Annotated in this window: 14 protein-coding genes and 1 pseudogene; 10 read left to right on the top strand and 5 right to left on the bottom strand. The window is 73.1% G+C overall.

Annotated elements, in window-relative coordinates:
• Positions 1–14: 14 nt before the first annotated feature.
• On the bottom strand, positions 15–1073 hold the full coding sequence (gene mtnA / locus ACF062_RS27860; protein ID WP_392142314.1) for an S-methyl-5-thioribose-1-phosphate isomerase: 1059 nt from the start codon (positions 1071–1073) through the stop codon (positions 15–17).
• A 351-nt stretch (positions 1074–1424) separates the two neighbouring features.
• On the opposite strand from mtnA, the gene ACF062_RS27855 reads away from it, so the two are divergent.
• The 10 genes and pseudogenes from ACF062_RS27855 to ACF062_RS27810 all read left to right on the top strand — a co-directional run bounded on the left by ACF062_RS27855 (position 1425) and on the right by ACF062_RS27810 (position 11898).
• On the top strand, positions 1425–2483 hold the full coding sequence (locus tag ACF062_RS27855) for a BMP family ABC transporter substrate-binding protein (protein ID WP_392142312.1): 1059 nt from the start codon (positions 1425–1427) through the stop codon (positions 2481–2483).
• Positions 2467–3957, top strand: a pseudogene (locus ACF062_RS27850) (ABC transporter ATP-binding protein); the annotation flags it as partial. The gene ACF062_RS27855 and the pseudogene ACF062_RS27850, both read left to right, overlap by 17 nt.
• Positions 3958–4324: 367 nt before the next feature.
• The gene (locus tag ACF062_RS27845) at positions 4325–5398 is read left to right on the top strand and encodes an ABC transporter permease (protein ID WP_392142310.1); all 1074 of its coding nucleotides are present in this window, start codon (positions 4325–4327) and stop codon (positions 5396–5398) included.
• Positions 5398–6363, top strand: a complete 966-nt coding sequence (locus ACF062_RS27840; protein WP_392142308.1) for an ABC transporter permease — start codon at positions 5398–5400, stop codon at positions 6361–6363. The genes ACF062_RS27845 and ACF062_RS27840 overlap by 1 nt, the downstream gene beginning before the upstream one ends.
• Positions 6360–7130, top strand: coding sequence for a purine-nucleoside phosphorylase (locus tag ACF062_RS27835; RefSeq protein ID WP_392142306.1), 771 nt, complete (start codon positions 6360–6362; stop codon positions 7128–7130). Before ACF062_RS27840 ends, ACF062_RS27835 begins: the two co-directional genes overlap by 4 nt.
• A 34-nt stretch (positions 7131–7164) precedes the next feature.
• Positions 7165–8520, top strand: a complete 1356-nt coding sequence (locus ACF062_RS27830) for an amidohydrolase (RefSeq protein WP_392142304.1) — start codon at positions 7165–7167, stop codon at positions 8518–8520.
• Complete coding sequence (locus tag ACF062_RS27825) at positions 8517–9155, top strand: sulfite oxidase-like oxidoreductase (protein WP_392142302.1); 639 nt, start codon at positions 8517–8519, stop codon at positions 9153–9155. Before ACF062_RS27830 ends, ACF062_RS27825 begins: the two co-directional genes overlap by 4 nt.
• Positions 9148–9918: a ferredoxin reductase gene (locus ACF062_RS27820; protein ID WP_392142300.1), complete on the top strand. Its 771-nt coding sequence runs from the start codon at positions 9148–9150 to the stop codon at positions 9916–9918. The genes ACF062_RS27825 and ACF062_RS27820 overlap by 8 nt, the downstream gene beginning before the upstream one ends.
• Before the next feature lie 78 nt (positions 9919–9996).
• Entirely contained in the window at positions 9997–10668 is a 672-nt protein-coding gene (locus tag ACF062_RS27815) for a FadR/GntR family transcriptional regulator (RefSeq protein WP_223773707.1), read from the top strand.
• Between the two features lie 159 nt (positions 10669–10827).
• Complete coding sequence (locus ACF062_RS27810) at positions 10828–11898, top strand: PAC2 family protein (protein WP_392142298.1); 1071 nt, start codon at positions 10828–10830, stop codon at positions 11896–11898.
• Positions 11899–11959: 61 nt separating this feature from the next.
• On the opposite strand, the gene ACF062_RS27805 is transcribed toward ACF062_RS27810, so the two are convergent.
• The 4 genes from ACF062_RS27805 to ACF062_RS27790 form a co-directional block, all read right to left on the bottom strand.
• A complete protein-coding gene (locus tag ACF062_RS27805; protein ID WP_392142296.1) occupies positions 11960–15022 on the bottom strand; it encodes an NPCBM/NEW2 domain-containing protein in 3063 nt (1020 codons plus the stop codon).
• Positions 15023–15114: 92 nt separating this feature from the next.
• A complete protein-coding gene (gene mshC, locus ACF062_RS27800; RefSeq protein ID WP_392142295.1) occupies positions 15115–16344 on the bottom strand; it encodes a cysteine--1-D-myo-inosityl 2-amino-2-deoxy-alpha-D-glucopyranoside ligase in 1230 nt (409 codons plus the stop codon).
• Positions 16345–16456: 112 nt separating this feature from the next.
• The gene (locus tag ACF062_RS27795; RefSeq protein ID WP_392142294.1) at positions 16457–17278 is read right to left on the bottom strand and encodes an SCO1664 family protein; all 822 of its coding nucleotides are present in this window, start codon (positions 17276–17278) and stop codon (positions 16457–16459) included.
• Positions 17242–17832 carry a DUF3090 domain-containing protein gene (locus ACF062_RS27790; RefSeq protein ID WP_356579244.1) on the bottom strand — a complete coding sequence of 197 codons (591 nt, stop codon included), beginning with the start codon at positions 17830–17832 and terminating at the stop codon, positions 17242–17244. Before ACF062_RS27790 ends, ACF062_RS27795 begins: the two co-directional genes overlap by 37 nt.
• Between the last annotated feature and the right edge of the window lie 15 nt (positions 17833–17847).

Here is a 17847-nt window from a genome sequence, read left to right as displayed (position 1 = left end):
GGGTGCTCCGGGGGCTACCTCAGGTGGGTGCCCGGCAGCTCCCCCGCCGCTACCTCCAGTACGCCGCGCTCCGTGACCAGCGCCGTCACCAGGGAGCCCGGGGTCACGTCGAAGGCGGGGTTGTGGCCGCGCGAGGCCGCCGGGGCCGTGCGGACGCCGGACCACTCCAACACCTCGTCCTCGCCGCGCAGTTCGATGGGGATGCCGTGGCCCGAGGCCGTGCCGAGGTCCACCGTCGTGGTGGGCGCCGCCACCATGAACGGGATGCCCGCGTGCGCGCACGCCAGGGCGATGGCGACCGTGCCGACCTTGTTGGCCGTGTCGCCGTTGGCGGCGATGCGGTCCGCCCCGACGATCGCCGCGTCGACCTCGCCGCGCAGGATCGTGCCGGCCGCGGCGCCGTCGGCCTGGACGTAGTGCGGGATGCCCTCCTGGACGAGTTCCCAGGCGGTCAGGCGCGCGCCCTGGAGCAGGGGGCGCGTCTCGTCGGCGTACACCGCCTCGATGCGGCCCCGGGCGTGGAGTTCGCGGATGACGCCGAGGGCGGTGCCCCAGCCCGCCGTGGCGAGGGCGCCGGTGTTGCAGTGGGTGAGGACGCGCAGGGGGCGTTCTCCCTTCGGGGCGACGCGCTTGAGGAGCCAGTCCGCGCCGTGCGCGCCCATCGCGTGGTTGGCGTCCAGGTCCTCGCGGACGACCGCGTCGGCCTCCGCCAGCACCGCGGCGATGCCCTCGTCGACGCGCGCCGCCACGCGGTCCACGCACACCATGAGGTTCACGGCGGTGGGCCTGGCCGCGCGGACGCGGGCGATCTCGGCGTCCAGGCGGGCGCGGTCCCAGCCGTCGCGCTCCGCCTGCGCCATGGCGAGCGCCACTCCGTACGCGCCCGCGGCGCCGATCGCGGGGGCCCCGCGGACGACGAGGCGCACGACCGCGTCGATCAGCGCGTCGACCGTCGTGACGTCGAGCCGTTCCAGCGCGTGCGGAAGGGCCGTCTGGTCGATGAGGGACAGGCACGGCGCGCCGTCCTCCGCGGCGGCCGTCCATGTCACGGCGCGCAGATCCTGGCTGTTCATGTGCTCAACTCCGAATGAATGGGGGCGATTCCGGCCATGGGAGGAGGGGTGCCGTCACCGTACCTGACGTGCGCGAACCATATTTCGAGACGTTCGTGCGGGTGTCCGAAACCCGGTGCTACTCTCACCGCCACCCAGGACAGATCGGTCCGATCCACGGTGTGAGGAGGCAGCCCATGACCGCGACACTCGCCGCGCCGCGCTGCCCCGCCGTGTCCTGCGGCCGTCACATGTGTGGCCACCGAATGTGTGGCTGTCGCCGCTGTTCTCGCTGAGCGACGCCGCTCACGCCGTACGACTCTCCTGCCACCGCCCGGGCCGCTCCCGGGCACCTCCACGAAGGCGCTCCTCATGTCCTTGCGTACGCGTACGTCCCCGAGGCTCACCGCCGCCACCGCCGGCGTCGTCTGTGCCGCGCTCCTCGCCACCGGCTGCAACGCCGCCGCCAAGGGCGGGGATGCGGGCAAGGGCGGGGGCGGCAAGACGTTCACGCTGGTCACGCCCGACCCGGTCGCCCAGAACGAGTTCCTCAAACTGGCCGTCACCGGGGTGCGGGCCGCGGCGAAGGCGCAGGGCGGCTCGCAGAAGGTCTTCCAGAGCAGCGACAACGGCTCGCGCCAGCAGAACGTCGCCTCGGCCGTGGACGCCGCGCCCGACGTCGTGGCGCTGGTCGGCTTCGAGTTCGCGGACATCGTGGCGCAGCAGGCCGAGGCGCATCCGAAGCAGCAGTTCCTGCTCGTCGACGCGTGCACGAAGAAGACGTACGAGAACGTCACGTGCGCCGTGTTCCGCGAGCACGAGGCGGTGTATCTCGCGGGCGCCGAGGCCGGGCTGCTCACCGAGAGCGGGAAGGTGGGGGCCGTCGACGTGCTAGACACCCCGCAGTTCCGGCGGTACAGCGAGCCGTTCGCGGCGGGCGCGAAGAAGGTGAACCCGAAGGTGAGCGCCCGGACGCTGTTCGTGGGCGGGCAGTCGCCGTTCAACGACGCGGCGCGCGCCAAGGATCAGGCGGCGACGCTCCGTTCGGGCGGGGCCGACCAGGTGATGGCCGCCGCCGCGGGCGGCAACACGGGCGTCTTCCAGGCGGCGAAGGACAAGGGCTTTGCGGCGTACGGCGTGGACGCCAACCAGTGCCTGGGCAGCCCGGGTGTCGTCGTCGACAACGTACTGAAGAAGACCGACGTCGCCGTGGAGAAGGGCATCGCGCAGATCCTCGACGGCAAGGGCGGCACCACGGTGTCGTACGGCCTCAAGGAGGGCGGTATGTCGCTGACCGGTCTGGAGCCGGGGGTGGCCGGCTCCAAGTGCCTGATCGCGAAGCCCGCCCACAAGGACGTGCTGAAGCGCGTCGAGAAGCTGCGCGACGCGATCGTCGCCGGGAAGCTGACCGTCGATGACCCCGCCGCCTGAGGGCACCGGCGGCGCGCTCGCCGTCGAACTGCGGGGCATCACCAAGGAGTTCCCCGGCACGCTCGCCAACGACCGGATCGACCTGACCGTCCGGCGCGGCGAGATCCACGCGCTGATGGGCGAGAACGGCGCGGGCAAGTCCACGCTGATGTCCGTCCTGTACGGCCTTCACCGGCCGGACGCGGGGCAGATCCTGCTGGACGGCCGCGAGGTGTCCTTCGCGAGCCCGAGCGAGGCGATCGCGGCCGGGCTCGGGATGGTGCACCAGAGCTTCAAGCTCTTCCCGTCCTTCACGGTCGCGGAGAACGTCGTCTTCGCCGCCGAACCGCGCCGGTTCGGTCTCACCGACCGCCGGGAGGCGCTGCGGCGGGTGGCGGCGCTCGCCGAGGAGCACGGGCTGGCCGTCGATCCGGCGGCGAAGGCCGGGGATCTGCCGGTCGGCGTGCGCCAGCGCGTGGAGATCCTCAAACTCCTTTACCGGGGCGCCCGTACGCTCATCCTCGACGAGCCGACGGCCGTGCTGACGCCCGCCGAGGCGGACGCGCTCTTCGGCGTGCTGCGCTCTCTCGCCGCCGAGGGCCGCACGGTCCTGTTGGTCACGCACAAGCTGCGCGAGGTCATGGAGGGCAGTGACGCGGTGACCGTGCTGCGGGACGGGCGGGTGGCGGCGCGCATGCGGACCGCCGAGACGAGCGCGGACGGCATCGCGGCGGCCATGACGGGGCGCGCGGTGCAGCTGGACCGGACGCATCCGGCGGGCGCGCCGGGCGCCGAGGTCCTGTCGGTCTCCGGGCTGACGGCGGCCGGGGTGCGGGACGTCTCGCTCACGGTCCGCGCCGGGGAGATCGTCGGCGTGGCCGGGGTCGCGGGCAACGGCCAGTCGGAGCTGATCGAGGCCGTCACCGGCCTGCGGCCACTGACGGCGGGGCGCGTCGCGCTCGCCGGGCGGGACGTCACGGACGCGACGGTGGCGGAACGGCGTGCGGCGGGTCTCGCGTACGTCCCCGAGGACCGCTCGGCGGTCGGCACCGCGCCGGGGGCGACGATCGCGGAGAACCTCGCCATGGGCCACCACCGCGGGCACGGCATGCTTCGCCCGGCCTGGCTCCGCGCGCATGCGCGGGCACTGGTCGAGCGCTTCGGCATCAAGGCGGCGTCGACCGGGCACGCGGCCAGGTCCCTGTCGGGCGGAAACCTCCAGAAACTCGTCATCGGCCGCGAACTGGCCCACGGCTCCCCGCTGTTGATTGTCGAGCAGCCCACCCGGGGCGTGGACATCGGCGCCGTGCAGACGATCCACGACCAGCTGATCGCCCACCGCGACGCGGGCCACGCGGTCCTGCTGGTCTCCGCGGAGCTGAGCGAGATCCGAGGCCTCGCGGACCGGGTCCTCGTGATGTACGAGGGCGAGGTCGTCGCGGAGTACGCGCGCGCGGAGGCGGACGAGAGGACGCTGGGGTTGGCGATGGCGGGAGCGGGGCCCTGCGCGGGCGGCGGGAGGGGCGACAGCGGAAGTGACGGCGGCGGAAGCGGCCGGGGCGGCGACAGCGACAGCGACGGTGGCCGGGGCGGCGGAAGCGACACCGGAAGCGCCGGCCGCCAGGCCGCCGGCGTCCCAGCGCCCGGCGGTGTGGTCTCGCCCGTGCCGCGGCCGGCCCCGAGCCCGCGGCGGCAGGCGCCCACCGGGGCCGTGGACCGCCCAAGCGCCGCACCACCCACGGACGAGCCCGCCGAGGCCCAGCCCATGCCCACGCCTGCACCCACGGCCACGCCTGCGCCCGCACCCCCGCCTTCGCCCACGGCCACGCCCACGCCCACGCCCCCGAAGGAGGCCCCCTGACATGGCCGTTCAGAGTTCGGTCGCCGGGCGCGCGGGCGCGGCCCGCGTGCTGCGTTCCTCCGCGCTGCACTCCGTCGTCGCCGCCGTGTTCGTCGGTGCGCTGTTCCTCGTCGGGACCGGCGCCGACCCCGTGGGGGCGTACGGCTCCGTCATCAGCGGGGCCCTCGGGCCCGACGGCATCGGGTCCACGCTGACGACCGGCACCAGCATCCTCGGGCTCGCCGTGGCGCTCGCCCTGCCGATGCGGGCGGGGTTGCTGAACCTCGGCGGTGACGGCCAGTTGGTGCTCGGCGGGATCGCCGCCGCGGCCACCGGGCTGTACGTCCCGCTGCCCGCGCCGCTCGCCGTGGCCGCCGCGCTGCTCGCCGGGACGCTGGCCGGCGGCGCCTACGCCGCGCTCGCCGCCGTCTGCCAGAACCGGTTCGGCGTACCGCTGCTGGTGAGCAGTCTGCTGCTCGGCTATCCCGCGATGTCGTTCGCCTCCTACCTCGCGCGTTTCCCGCTCAAGGAGGACGGTTCCAGCCTGCCGCAGACCAGGCGGCTGCCGGACGGCGTCGCGCTGCCCGCCTTCGGCTCCTCGACGGTCACCGTGGGGCTCGTGCTCGTCGCGCTCGCCGCCGCGGTGTTCGCCTTCGCGGACGCCCGCACCGCCACGGGCTACGAGATCCGCATGACGGGGCTCAATCCGCGCTTCGCGGCGTACGCGGGCGTCGACAGGCCGCGTCTGACGCTGCGGCTGATGGGTCTGTCGGGGGCGGTCGCCGGGCTGGTCGGCGCGATCGGGGTGCTCAGCTTCCCGTACCGCTTCATCGACGGCTCGCTGACGGCCACCGGACACACGTGGACGGGGCTCACCGCCGCGCTGCTCGCCTCCGCCGCGCCGCTCGGCACGGCACTCGCCGCGCTGTTCTTCGCCGCGCTCGACGTCGGCGGGCTCGCCATGGAGCGGGCCACCGAGGTGCCGCGGGAGCTGACCCAGGTGCTCCAGGCCGTCGTCATCGTCTTCCTCGCCGCGCGCCTCCAGCTGACGTGGCGGCGCGCCACCAAGGCCGCACGCCGTAAGGGGGACCTGTGATGTCCGTCGACTCCGCGCTGTTCCACTCGGCGCTGCTCGCCCTCACCCCGATCCTGCTCGCCGCGCTCGGCGGCGCGATCTGCGAGCGGGCGGGCGTGTTCAACATCGGCCTCGAAGGCATGATGCTGATCGGCTGTTTCAGCGCGGTCGCGGGCAGCTGGTCCACCGGCAGCGCGTGGCTCGGTGTCCTGTTCGGTGCCCTCTCCTCGGCGGCGTACGCGATGATCCTCGCCGTGGGAACCATCACGCTGCGCGGTGACGCCGTCGTCCTCGGGGTCGCGCTCAACCTCCTGGCGGTCGGCCTGACCGGGTTCCTGCTGCGTACGGTCTTCGGCGTGCAGGGCACCTTCTCCGACCCGCAGCTGGCGGGCCTCGGCGACATCGGCCTGCCGGGCTTGGAGGCCGTCCCCTTCGTCGGGCCGGCGCTTTCCGACCACTCCCCTCTGGTGTACGTCTCCTGGGCGGCCGTTGCCGTCGCGGCCGTGTTCCTCGCCCGGCACCCGTGGGGGCTGCGGCTCCGCGGGGTGGGCGAGGCGCCGGACGCGGCGGCGACACTCGGCGTGAGCCCGGCCAAGTACCGTTACGCGGCCGTGCTCACCAGCGGCCTGCTGTGCGGCCTCGCGGGGGCTCAACTGGCCCTCGGCAACGTCACATTGTTCTCGGAGAACATGACGGCGGGGCGCGGCTGGATCGCCGTGGTCGCGGTCATGCTGGGCCGGGCGCTGCCGCTCGGCGTGCTGCTCGCCGCGCTGCTCTTCGGGGTCGCGGAGGCGGTCGGCTTCCGGCTCCAGGGCAACGGCCTGCCGCAGCAGGCGACCGACGCCGCCCCCTACGTGGTGACCCTCATCGCCCTCTTCCTGTCCACGGCGCGCCGCAAGCGGCGAAAGCGCCTCAAGTCCGTGGGGCCCAAGGCCCGGGGCCCGGCGCCCCGGGACCCCGAGCCCCTGGTAGGAGCCTCCTCATGACGTCGCTCACCGACGCCCTGCCCATCACCCGCGTCCCGCGCACCGGGCTGCCCGCCCAGGCGGTCGTGGTCGGCGACCCGGGCCGCGCGGCCGCCGTCGCCGATCTGCTGTCCGACGCCAAGGAGGTGTCGTACCACCGTGAGTACCGCACCTTCACCGGCACCTGGCAGGGCACGGAGGTCGTCGTCTCGTCGCACGGCGTCGGCGCCCCCGGCGCGATCCTGCTCTTCCAGGAGCTCGCCGAGGCGGGCGTCCGCACGATGGTGCGGCTCGGCACGGCGGGCGCGATCCGCCCCGGCATCCGCGACGGCGACCTGGTCATCGCGGACGCGGCGGTACGCGACGACGGCGTGACCCAGCAGCTGATCCCCGCCGAGTACCCGGCGTTCTCCGCCCCGGAGGCGGTCATCGCCCTGGAGCGCGCGGCGCGGGCGGCCGGCGCCCCCTACCACCGGGGCGTGGTGTGGACGCGGGCCGCGTTCCAGCCGGGCTTCCTGCCGCTGCCCGGCGCGGCGTACACAGCCGCCGGAATCGCCGCCATCGAGATGGAGCTGTCCGCGCTGTACGTCTTCGCCTCCACGCACGGCCTGACGGCGGGCGGCGCGCTGGTGGTGGACGGCGCGAACGCGGACGAACTCGTCGCCGAGGACGCGCCGTTCTCGACGAGCGGCTACGACCCGCACCGCGACGTGGTGGCCGAAGGGGTCGACCGGGGCGCCCGGATAGCCTTGGACGCGCTGCGTCTGCTGGCCGCGGCCGAGCACTGACGTCCGACCCCGGCGACCAGGGAGAACAGAACCCATGCAGCTCACCGACCTGCCCGCCCAGGCCCGCGGCGGCTCCCTCGACCTGCTGGTGCACGGCGGCGACGTGCTGACCGTCGACGCCTCGGGCACGGTCGTCGCGGACGGCGCGGTGGCCGTCCGGGACGGCCGGATCGTCGAGGTGGGCCCCGCCGGGCGGCTGCGCGCCGCGTACGAGGCCGCCGAGGAGATCGACGCCCAAGGCTGCCTCGTGCTGCCGGGCCTCATCAACACCCACACGCACCTCGCGATGAACCTCATGCGGGGCATCGCCGACGACGTCACCCTCCAGGGCTTCCTGGCCCGCGTGATCCCGCGCGAGGCCGCGATCCTCTCGCCCGCCACGGTGACGGCCGCGCTGCGCGCCGCGATCGCCGAGTCCGTGCGGGGCGGGGTGACCACCGCCCTCGACATGTACTGGTTCCACGAGGCGGCCGAGGCGGTGGCGCGCGAGGCCGGGTGGCGGCTGCTGACCGGGCCGACGTTCATGGACGTGCCGGGCCCGCCGGACGGCCGCCCCTACGGTGAGCGCGCCGGCTGGGCGGCGGCCGACCTGAAGTCCCGTACGGCCGCGCCGGGTACCCGCCCCGTCGTCTTCGCGCACTCCGCGTACACGCTGGACCCCGCGCAGCTGACGGAGATATCCGCGCTGGCCCGCGAGCACGGCGCGCTGCTGCACCTGCACGCCGCCGAGAACGCGGGCGAGGTGGCGATGGTCACCGAGCGGCACGGCATGCGTCCGGTGGAGCTGCTCGACTCGCTCGGCGTCCTCGGCCCCGACACGCTGCTCGCGCACGCCGTCGACCTCACCGACGCGGAGATCGCGACGCTGGCCCGCACCGGCACGGCCGTCGCGCACTGCCCGGTGTCCAACCTCAAGCTGGGCTGCGGCATCGCGCGCGTACCGGAGCTGCTCGACGCGGGCGTCACGGTGGGCCTCGGCACGGACGGAGCCGTGAGCTCCAACACACTCGATCTGCTGGGCGCGGTGAAGATGGCCGCGCTGGTGCACAAGGCGGGCGGCGACCCCACGGCGGTCGGCGCCGAGCAGGCCGTACGCATGGCGACGATCGAGTCGGCGCGCGCGCTCGGTCTCGATGCTCAACTGGGCTCGCTGGAGGCGGGCAAGCGCGCCGACCTCGTCGTCGTCGACCTGGACCGGCCGCACCTCGCGCCCCGGCACGACCCCTGGTCGACGCTCGCGTACGCCGCCACGGCCGCGGACGTGCGGGACACCGTCGTCGACGGGCGGATTCTGATGCGCGGGCGCACCCTGCGTACGCTGGACGAACCGGCTGTCCTGCGCGCCCTGCGGGACGCGGCGACCGACCCCGAAGTGACGAGCACCGTATGACGTACGACGAGCGGACCACCACCCGCGAGCCCACCCGCGGCTTCACCGGCCGCGCCCGCGCCGCCGACCGCGACCCGCGCCTGCCGCCGGGCCAGTACGACGCGCGCGACGGCTGGCCCGTCCTGTCGGCCGAGGTGACGCCGCACCTGGCCGCCGCCGACTGGACGTTCCGCGTGGACGGCCTCGTGGCGGCCCCGCACACCTGGAGCTGGGACGAGGCGCACGCGCTGCCTCCCTCCGAGTACCGAGGCGACATCCACTGCGTGACCAGCTGGTCCAAGTTCGGGGTGCGCTTCGGCGGGGTGAGTCTGGACACCTTCCTGGCCGCCGCCCGCCCGCTGCCCGGCGCCACACACGTCGTCGCGTACTCCCACACCGGTTACACCACCAGCCTGCCGCTGAGCGACGTCAGCGACGGCAAGGCGTGGATCGTCTGGGAGTACGGGGACGAGCCGCTGCCCGCCGAGCACGGCGGCCCGGCCCGGCTGATCGTCCCCCACCTCTACTTCTGGAAGAGCGCCAAGTGGATCGCGGGGCTGCGCCTCCTCGACCGCGACGAGCCGGGGTTCTGGGAGCAGAACGGCTATCACCATCGGGGCGACCCATGGGCCGAGGAGCGCTACGCAGGTGACTGAGAACTCGTATCACGCGGCACGCACCGACCGTTTCGTGCCGCCGACGCGCTTCGCCGTGCCCGGTCGGATCGCCGTGAGCAACCGCGCCGCCGCCCTGTGGCAGCGGGCGCTGATCACGGAGATCCGCCGGGAGACGGCGGCCGTCTCGACGTTCCGCCTCAAGGCCCCCGACTGGCAGGGGCACCTGCCGGGCCAGCACCTGATGCTGCGGCTCACGGCAGCGGACGGCTATGTCGCCCAGCGGCACTACTCGATCGCCTCCGCGCCCGACGGCAGCGGCGAGATCGAGCTGACCCTCGACCATGTGCCGGGCGGCGAGGTGTCGGGGCACCTGCACACCGTCGCGCGGGTCGGCGACACGGTCGAGGTGCGCGGGCCGCTGTCCGGCTTCTTCGCTTGGCCGGGCGACCGCCCCGCGCTGCTGCTCGGCGCCGGGTCGGGCGTGGTCCCGCTGATGTCGATGATCCGCCACCACCGCCTCGCGGGTCTCACCGTGCCGCTGCGGCTGATCGTCTCCGCGCGCACGCCGGAGGACCTGATCTACGCCGACGAGTACGCGGACGAGACCAGCGTCGTGCTGACCCGCACCGAAGGCCGGTTGAACGCCGACCACCTGGCGCCCTTCCTCGGCGGAGCGGGGCGGCCCGAGGGCGGCTGGGAGGCGTACGTCTGCGGCTCCAACGGGTTCGCGGAGCACGCCTCTCGGCTGCTGGTGGAGGGCGGCCAGCCGGTGGACCGGATCAGGATCGAACGCTTCGGCTGAAGCCGCGCAGCGCAGGGGACATAATCAGCTCGCACATCGGATGTCTGTTGGTTCTCTGATTCCTGAGGCGAGGTCCCCATGGCTGTCACCGACGAGGCCATCGAGAAGATCAAGGGCATGATCGTCTCCGGCGCGCTGCGTCCCGGCGACCGGCTGCCCAAGGAGAGTGAACTCGCCGCCGACCTCGGCCTCTCCCGCAACTCCCTGCGCGAGGCGGTCCGCGCGCTGTCGCTGATCCGCATCCTCGACGTGCGCCAGGGCGACGGCACGTACGTGACGAGTCTGGACCCCCAACTCCTCCTGGAGGCGTTGAGTTTCGTCGTCGACTTCCACCGCGACGACACGGTCCTGGAGTTCCTCGCCGTACGCCGCATCCTGGAACCGGCGGCCACCGCGATGGCCTGCGCCCGCATCAGCGAGGCGGAACTGGACGCGCTGACCCAGCAGTTGGACGAGCTGGGGGCCGCCCCTTCTGTGGAGGAGCTGGTCGCCTGCGACCTGGAGTTCCACCGCGGCATCGTCCAGTCGTCGGGGAACTCCGTGCTGTGCTCCCTGCTGGACGGCCTTTCCGGGCCCACCACCCGGGCCCGCATCTGGCGCGGCCTGACCCAGGAGGACGCCGTCAGCCGCACGCTGCACGAGCACCGCGCGATCCTCACGGCGCTGCGCGACCGCGACGCGGAGGCGGCCAGGTCGTGGGCGACGGTGCACATCGCGAGTGTGGAGCAGTGGCTGCGTTCCACGCTGTGACGGTGGTACCGGCCCGCGCGAACCTGCCGTTTCCCGCTGTTTCCCGCCGCCGAGGGTGGGCAGTGATCACGCATTCCCCCGACCGAGGGGGCTGCTGGGGGCCCCTTCGGACGCCGTAAGGTTGGGGCGTACGCAAGGGAACATCGGAAGGAGGCCTGGGTGATCGAGCTCGAGGGGGTTCCCGAGCTGGTCGACCCGGTCATGGTGGCCGCGTTCGAGGGCTGGAACGACGCCGGCGACGCCGCCTCCGCCGCGGTCGCGCACCTCGACAAGGAATGGAAGGGCGAGGTGTTCGCGGCGCTGGACGCCGAGGACTACTACGACTTCCAGGTCAACCGCCCGACCGTCTGGCTCGACGACGGGGTACGCAAGATCACATGGCCGACGACCCGGCTCTCGGTGGTCCGCGTCGGCGGCGACAAGCCCCGCGACCTCGTCCTGGTCCGCGGGATCGAGCCGTCCATGCGCTGGCGGTCGTTCTGCAACGAGATCCTCGGCTTCGCGCACGAACTGGGCGTCGAGCTGGTGGTGATCATGGGTGCGCTGCTCGGCGACACCCCGCACACCCGCCCGGTCCCGGTCAGCGGCGTGACGTCCGACGCCGACCTGGCGCGCACCATGGACCTGGAGGAGACGAAGTACGAGGGTCCGACCGGCATCGTCGGCATCCTTCAGGAGGCGTGCACGCACGCGGGCGTCCCGGCGGTCAGCCTCTGGGCGGCCGTCCCGCACTACGTCTCGCAGCCGCCGAACCCGAAGGCCACGCTCGCGCTCCTCAACCGCCTGGAGGACCTGATCGGCCTGCGCATCCCGCTGGGTGAGCTGGCCGAGGACGCGCGGGCCTGGCAGCTCGGCGTGGACCAGCTGGCCGCCGAGGACAGCGAGGTCGCCGAGTACGTCCAGTCGCTGGAGGAGGCGCGGGACACCGCCGAGCTCCCGGAGGCCTCGGGCGAGGCCATCGCCCGGGAGTTCGAGCGCTATCTGCGGCGCCGCGACGGCGGCGGCGAGGGCGGCGGGACCTTCTCCCGCGACACCCCGCCGAGCGACCGCACCCGCCCCCCGAAGCCCAAGCCCACCCAGCGGCCCGGACAGGACGCGGAGGGGCCGGTCGCGGAGGGGCCGGTCGCGGAGGGACCCGTGGCGGAGGGGCCGGTCGCGGAGGGTGAGAGCGAGGGCGACGGCGAGAGCCCCTCGGATTCCTCAGATTCCTCGGATTCCTCGGACGACTGAGAGATTCCGCCGGTCGGCACGGGGCGGAGGGATTGCTCCATCCGCCCCTGCCACCCACTTCCTACCCGCAGCTGAACAGGGCCGCCGCCCAGTCCGCGTGGTCCCCGCTCTTGGAGCCGTTGGTGTCCCGCACCTTGAGCTCCACATGCCGGGCGCCGCGCACGTCGACGTCCACCGGCACGGTCGCCGAGGCGCCCGTCACCTTCGGCGAGGTCCACAGCACCTCGCCGTCGGCCTCGACGGAGAAGGCCACCTCCCCATAGCCGTTGATCTCGTCGTCGATGCCCACGTCGGCGGTGAACTTCGTGCACCGCCCGCCCGGGTAGACCTCGATGACGGAGTCCGCGTGCGTGCCGATCCCCTTCTCGTAGACCTTGCCCGCGAGGGTCAGCGTCCGGCCGTCGGCGGCGCCCGACTCGCCGTTGCTTCGGTCGCGTTCGGCCGGCCCGTAGCCGTTGCTGGACTTCAGCCACACCATGTCGCTCGCCCAGGTGTCCTTGCCCGGTGACTCGGGCATCACGCCGAGCGCGAAACGCTGCACGGCGGTGCGTTCCTGGCCCGCCGAGCGGTAGCGGGTGCTCGCGGTCAGCGGCTGTTCACCCGGCTTCGCGTCCTTGGCCGCAGTGACCGCCACCTCGACGCGGCGCGTGGTGCCCGCCGGGATCCGGTCGGCCTTCGGGGTGTCGGCGCTCCAGCCCTCGGGCACGTCGAGGGTGACCTCGACGTCGGTGGCGTCCTTCGAGCCCGCCGTGACGTCGACGGCGACCTTGCCCGGCGTGCCCGCGCCCAGCTCCTGGCCCGCGGGCGCGCCGACGGTGGCGGCTGCTTTGGGCACGGCGCCGCCGACCGCGCTGGTGTCGTCGAGGGTCAGCTCGAAGGCGCGGTCGGTGCGCAGGGACGCCGTCTTGACGTGCACCACACCGCCCCGGTCGTCCCGGTCGTAGAACCAGCCCCGCGCCGCCTTCTCGTACGCGGCCTCCGACGCGAGCCGCGGCAGCCCGCGCCCGTCCAGCTCCACGCGGCTCGGCGCGTCCCCGGTGTGCAGCGTGAACGCGTAGGGCCGGGTGCTCTGCTTCCCGGCGAAGTGGCCCTTGCTCGCGCCGATCCGCACGCTCACGTCGCCCGCGCCGGAGCGGGGCGCCCGTACGTCGGCGCGCTGCGTGGCGTATTTCCCTTCGCGGTGCTGCCGGGTCACGCCGTCGTCCTCGTACAGCTCGAAGGAGGACTTCCCCTGCGGGTAGATGTCCCAGGCGAGCGGTGAGTCCGCCTTCCTGTCCTCGTAGGACCGGATGCCGCCCGGCCACATCGGCACGCTCGCGCCGCCCCTGACGAACAGCGGCAGGGTGTCGAGGGGCGCGCTGTAGCCGTCGATCGTGGTCGGCCCCTGGTAGGTGCGGCCGCTCCAGTAGTCGGTCCAGGTGCCCTTGGGGAGGTAGATGCCGTCGCGGGTGGTGGCGTCCTTGTAGACGGGGGCGACGAGGAAGTCCTCGCCGGTCAGGAACTCGTACTTGGCGGCGTCGGTCGCCGCCTTCGGGTCGTCGGGGTACTCCAGGGCCAGCGGCCGCACGGCGCCGACGCCGGTCTCGGTCGCCTCGTGGGCGTACGAGTAGAGGTAGGGCAGCAGCGATTCGTGCAGCTTGAGGTACTTGCGGTTGATGGAGGTGTAGGGCTCGCCATACCGGAAGGGCTGCTTGTCGCTGGCGGCCCAGCCGTCCATCGTCATGGTGACGGGCAGGAACATCTTCCACTGGAGGTCGCGGACGTACGTCTTGGGGCTGCCGCCGAAGATGCCGTCGACGTCACCGGTCGTGTAGGCGAGGCCGGACATGGTGGACCCGGCGTACGTCGGGATCTGCCAGCGGATGTACTCCCAGCTGCCGCTCTGGTCGCCGGACCACTGGACCCCGCAACGCTGGGCGCCCGACCAGCTCTCGGGGGCCCAGGTGAAGCCGCGGGCGTCGCTGTTGTCCTCGATGCCCTGGTACGCGTCCTTGCAGCCGTCCAGCGCCTTCTTGTAGCCGTCGCCGACCCAGGCGACGTCCAGCTTGGCGACGCGCTGGCCGGCCTTGACCTGTTCGGCGATCTTGTCGAGGCCGTCCTCGGTCCACAGGCCCATCTTCATCTTGCGTTCGGCGAGTCCCTTGGAGGTCTCGGCGAGGTTCTCGTAGCCGCAGCCGTAGCCGTCGTTGACGAGCATCCAGCCGTTCGGCATGTCGTGCTCCACGTAGCCGTCGGCGACCTTGAGTGCGTCCAGGGTGTGCCGCTCGCCACGGTTGGCGTTGTGGAGGTAGCAGTCGGCGTCGCCTATCTCCATGCCGTAGATGGGCGGCAGGAACGGTTTGCCGGTGAGCTTCGTGTACTGGCCGATGACGTCCTTGGCCGCGTCGGCGCCGCGCCCGGCGAAGTAGTAGGCGTCGAAGCGCTGCTCCTTCGCGGTGGCGGTCACGGGCTCGGCGAAGTCGTACGTGTTGGGGGCGTAGGTGTTGCGGAAGACTCCGTAGCCGGCCGAGGAGAGGTAGAAGGGCACGGAGTTGGGGTGGCCGCCGTCGTTCCAGTTGTAGTCGACTGCGACCTCGACCTTCTTGCCACGGTGCGAGGTGTTGCCGCGGCCGTTCTGCATGCCGGCGCCGTAGAACTGCTCGTCGGCGCCGCGCGCGAGGCTCTGCGTGGTGGCGTCCTTCGTCCAGGACAACCCCTTGGTCTCGGCCCACAGGCGGGTGCCGTCGGCGCGGTACAGGGCGAAGCGCAGCGGCGACTTGTAGGCGCGCAGCGTCACCTTGGAGGTGCTGAGCTCGTAGCGGTCGCTCTTCTCGCGCCACTTGGTGTGCGGAGCGCGGCCCTGCGGCAGGACGATGTCCTTGCCCGTCGGGTCGGTGAACGTGCCGTCGGGGGAGAGTTCGAGCCGGAAGGTCTCCGGGGAGACGAAGCTGACGCGGGCCACGGCACGGCCCGCGCTCAGGCGGTAGACGCCGCCCGCGTGGTCGAAGCCGGTGACGTCCCCGACGGTGGTGGCACCGTCGTCGGCGGCCTGCGCCGGGGCGTCGCCGCCGGGCACCGCGAACGCCGCGAGGAGGCCCAGCAGGGCGGCGGCGACCGCCGTTCTGAAGCGTGTGGGAGATCTCATGGCGGAGGTCTAGCGCGTCGACCCCCGCCCGGGCCATGGACTTTGCTGGGCCGCTCCTGGATTTGTGGAGCGGCCCATTCAGGGGGCGGGTGCTACAGGGCCACGCCGAGCAGCGCGTCCACCGCACGCGATACGACACCGGGCGCGCCCTCGTCCGTACCGCCCTCGGCGGCCTGACGGGCGGCCCAGCGGTCGACGGCGGCCAGCGCGGCCGGCGCGTCGAGGTCGTTCGCGAGCGCCTCCCGCATCTCCTCGACGACCGCCTCGGCGGCGGGCCCGTCGGGGCGGGACACCGCCGCACGCCAGCGGCCGAGCCGCTCCGCGGCCTCCGTGAGGACGGCGTCGGTCCACTCCCAGTCCGCGCGGTAGTGGTGCGCGAGCAGGGCGAGGCGGATCGCCGCCGGGTCGACGCCGTCACGCCGCAGCTTCGAGACGAAGACGAGGTTGCCCTTGGACTTCGACATCTTCGCGCCGTCCAGGGCGACCATGCCGGCGTGGACGTACGCCTTGGCGAAGGGGTACTCGCCGGTCAGCGCCTGGGCGTGCGAGGCGCCCATCTCGTGGTGCGGGAAGGCGAGGTCGGAGCCGCCGCCCTGCACGTCGAAGCCCATGCCCAGGTGGTCCAGGGCGATGGCCACGCACTCGATGTGCCAGCCGGGCCGGCCGCGGCCCAGGGAGGCGCCGTCCCAGCTCGGCTCGCCCTCGCGGGCCGCCATCCAGAGCATCGGGTCGAGGGGGTTCTTCTTGCCGGGGCGCTCGGGGTCGCCGCCGCGCTCGGCGGAGAGCAGCTTCATGGCGGCCGCGTCGAGCCCGGACACCTCCCCGAAGTGGGGGTCGGACTCGACGGAGAAGTAGGTGTCGCCCTCCAGTTCATAGGCGGCGCCCATGTCCCGGAGGCGTTCGACGAGCGGCACGATGCCGGGTATCGCCTCGACGGCTCCGATGTAGTGCTGCGGCGGCAGGAGCCGCAGCGCGGTCATGTCCTCGCGGAACAGAGCGGTCTCGCCCTCGGCGAGCTCGACCCAGTCCTTGCCGTCGCGGTTGGCGCGTTCCAGGAGCGGGTCGTCCACGTCGGTCACGTTCTGGACGTAGTGAACCTGCCGCTTGGTGTCGAGCCACACGCGCTGCACGAGGTCGAACGCGTTGTAGGTCGCCGCGTGACCCATGTGGGTCGCGTCGTACGGAGTGATGCCGCAGACGTAGATACGGGCGACGGGACCGGGGTCGAGGGTGACGAGCTCACCGGTCGCGGTGTCGTGGATCCGGAGGTCGCGGCCCTTGCCAGGAAGGGCGGGGACCTCAGAAGCGGGCCAGGCATGCATGACCTGAGCCTAACCGGACGGGGCGTCCGTATACGAGTGGGGATCATCGTTCGGTGGCCGGACGGGCCCTCTTGCGGCACCGCCCGGCCTGTGCAGGGCCCCGCGCGGTGCCTTACACCGGCGGCCAGGGGATGGCGGGCCACTCGCCCGACGGCTCGGGATGGCGGCCGGATTCCACCAGGGCGTCCACCCGCGCGCGCAGTGCGTCGGTCTCCGCCGCCGTGATGAGCCCGGCGAGCCGCTCGGCGAGGGCGGCACCCTCCTTGAGGGCCTCCCGCAGGGCCTGGAGGACCTCGACGGCCTCCTCGGTCAGCGGCTCCCCCGCCCAGCCCCACAGCAACGTGCGCAGCTTGTCCTCGGCGTTGAAGGTGACGCCGTGGTCGATGCCGTAGAGGCGCCCGCCGGCGGCCAGCAGGTGGCCGCCCTTGCGGTCGCCGTTGTTGATCACCGCGTCGAGCACCGCGAGCCGCCGCAGCCGGGGATCGTCCGCGTGCACGAGCAGCGCGGTGCGGTCCTCGTCGATCTGGGCGCGCCCGACCGCCTTCCAGCCCTCTTCCGGCTCGTCGGCGTCGACCAGGGCGAGCAGCGCCTCGTCGCCCGAGGGCTCTATCCACAGCTGGCACATGCCCTGGCCGTAGGGCCCGTCGCGCAGCACGGTCGACGGCACGAGGTCCCAGCCGGTGGCCCGCGACACCTCGTACGCGGCGACCTCGCGCTGGGCGAGCGTGCCGTCGGGGAAGTCCCACAGGGGACGCTCCCCGGCGACCGGTTTGTAGACGCAGGGCGCTTCCTCGCCGTCGTACGCGACCGTGCAGTAGAGCACCGCGTTCGAGGCCTCGCGGATCTGCCCGCGCACGGTCAGCTCGCCGTGCGTGAGGAGCGTGGCGGGGTCGGTGGTCACACTCCCCGCCGGTATCCGTTCTGACGCGGGCATACGTGTCCTTCCGGGTCGAGCGGGAGGCTGCACAGCGGGCACGGCGGGCGGCCCGCGTTCACGACGTCCAGGGCCCGCTTGGCGAACGCGCGGGCCTGGGCGCCGGTGAGCCGGACGCGGAGCATCGGCGGGCCGTTCTCCTCGTCCTGGAGGAGCTTCTCCTCGGCTTCGGCGAGGTCGTCCTCGGAGTCGGCGTCCAGTTCGACGAGGGCCTGTGCCTCGACGATCATCCGCTCCTCCTCGCCGTCCCAGGCGAGCGCCATCGTGCCGACGCGGAACTCCTCCTCCACGGGGGAGTCCAGCGGCGCGCTGTCGGTGATCTCGGCGGGCGCGACGGCCGGCACGGCGGCGTTGCCCCCACTGCGGCGCACCACCTCGTCGAGGAGTTCCTCCATGCGCTCGGCGAGCGCGGCCACCTGGGTCTTCTCCAGGGCGACGCTGGTCACCCTGACGCCCGCCGAGGCCTGGAGGAAGAAGGTACGCCGTCCGGGCAGTCCGACCGTTCCCGCGACGAAACGCTCCGGGGGGTCGTAGAGGAACACCTGACGGGACACGTCCTGTCTCCATTG

The organism is Streptomyces sp. NPDC015345, from assembly GCF_043078805.1.
In the GTDB taxonomy this organism is placed as follows: Bacteria; Actinomycetota; Actinomycetes; order Streptomycetales; family Streptomycetaceae; genus Streptomyces.
Note: the sequence above shows the minus strand (reverse complement) of the source record. Positions and strands in the feature narration are given on the sequence as shown.

What these genes read in the sequence shown, in the direction of transcription:
- mtnA (WP_392142314.1), bottom strand. Translation starts at nt 1,073, where the DNA reads ATGAACAGCCAGGATCTGCGCGCCGTGACATGGACGGCCGCCGCGGAG.
- ACF062_RS27855 (WP_392142312.1), top strand. Translation starts at nt 1,425, where the DNA reads ATGTCCTTGCGTACGCGTACGTCCCCGAGGCTCACCGCCGCCACCGCC.
- ACF062_RS27845 (WP_392142310.1), top strand. Translation starts at nt 4,325, where the DNA reads ATGGCCGTTCAGAGTTCGGTCGCCGGGCGCGCGGGCGCGGCCCGCGTG.
- ACF062_RS27840 (WP_392142308.1), top strand. Translation starts at nt 5,398, where the DNA reads ATGTCCGTCGACTCCGCGCTGTTCCACTCGGCGCTGCTCGCCCTCACC.
- ACF062_RS27835 (WP_392142306.1), top strand. Translation starts at nt 6,360, where the DNA reads ATGACGTCGCTCACCGACGCCCTGCCCATCACCCGCGTCCCGCGCACC.
- ACF062_RS27830 (WP_392142304.1), top strand. Translation starts at nt 7,165, where the DNA reads ATGCAGCTCACCGACCTGCCCGCCCAGGCCCGCGGCGGCTCCCTCGAC.
- ACF062_RS27825 (WP_392142302.1), top strand. Translation starts at nt 8,517, where the DNA reads ATGACGTACGACGAGCGGACCACCACCCGCGAGCCCACCCGCGGCTTC.
- ACF062_RS27815 (WP_223773707.1), top strand. Translation starts at nt 9,997, where the DNA reads ATGGCTGTCACCGACGAGGCCATCGAGAAGATCAAGGGCATGATCGTC.
- ACF062_RS27805 (WP_392142296.1), bottom strand. Translation starts at nt 15,022, where the DNA reads ATGAGATCTCCCACACGCTTCAGAACGGCGGTCGCCGCCGCCCTGCTG.
- mshC (WP_392142295.1), bottom strand. Translation starts at nt 16,344, where the DNA reads ATGCATGCCTGGCCCGCTTCTGAGGTCCCCGCCCTTCCTGGCAAGGGC.
- ACF062_RS27795 (WP_392142294.1), bottom strand. Translation starts at nt 17,278, where the DNA reads ATGCCCGCGTCAGAACGGATACCGGCGGGGAGTGTGACCACCGACCCC.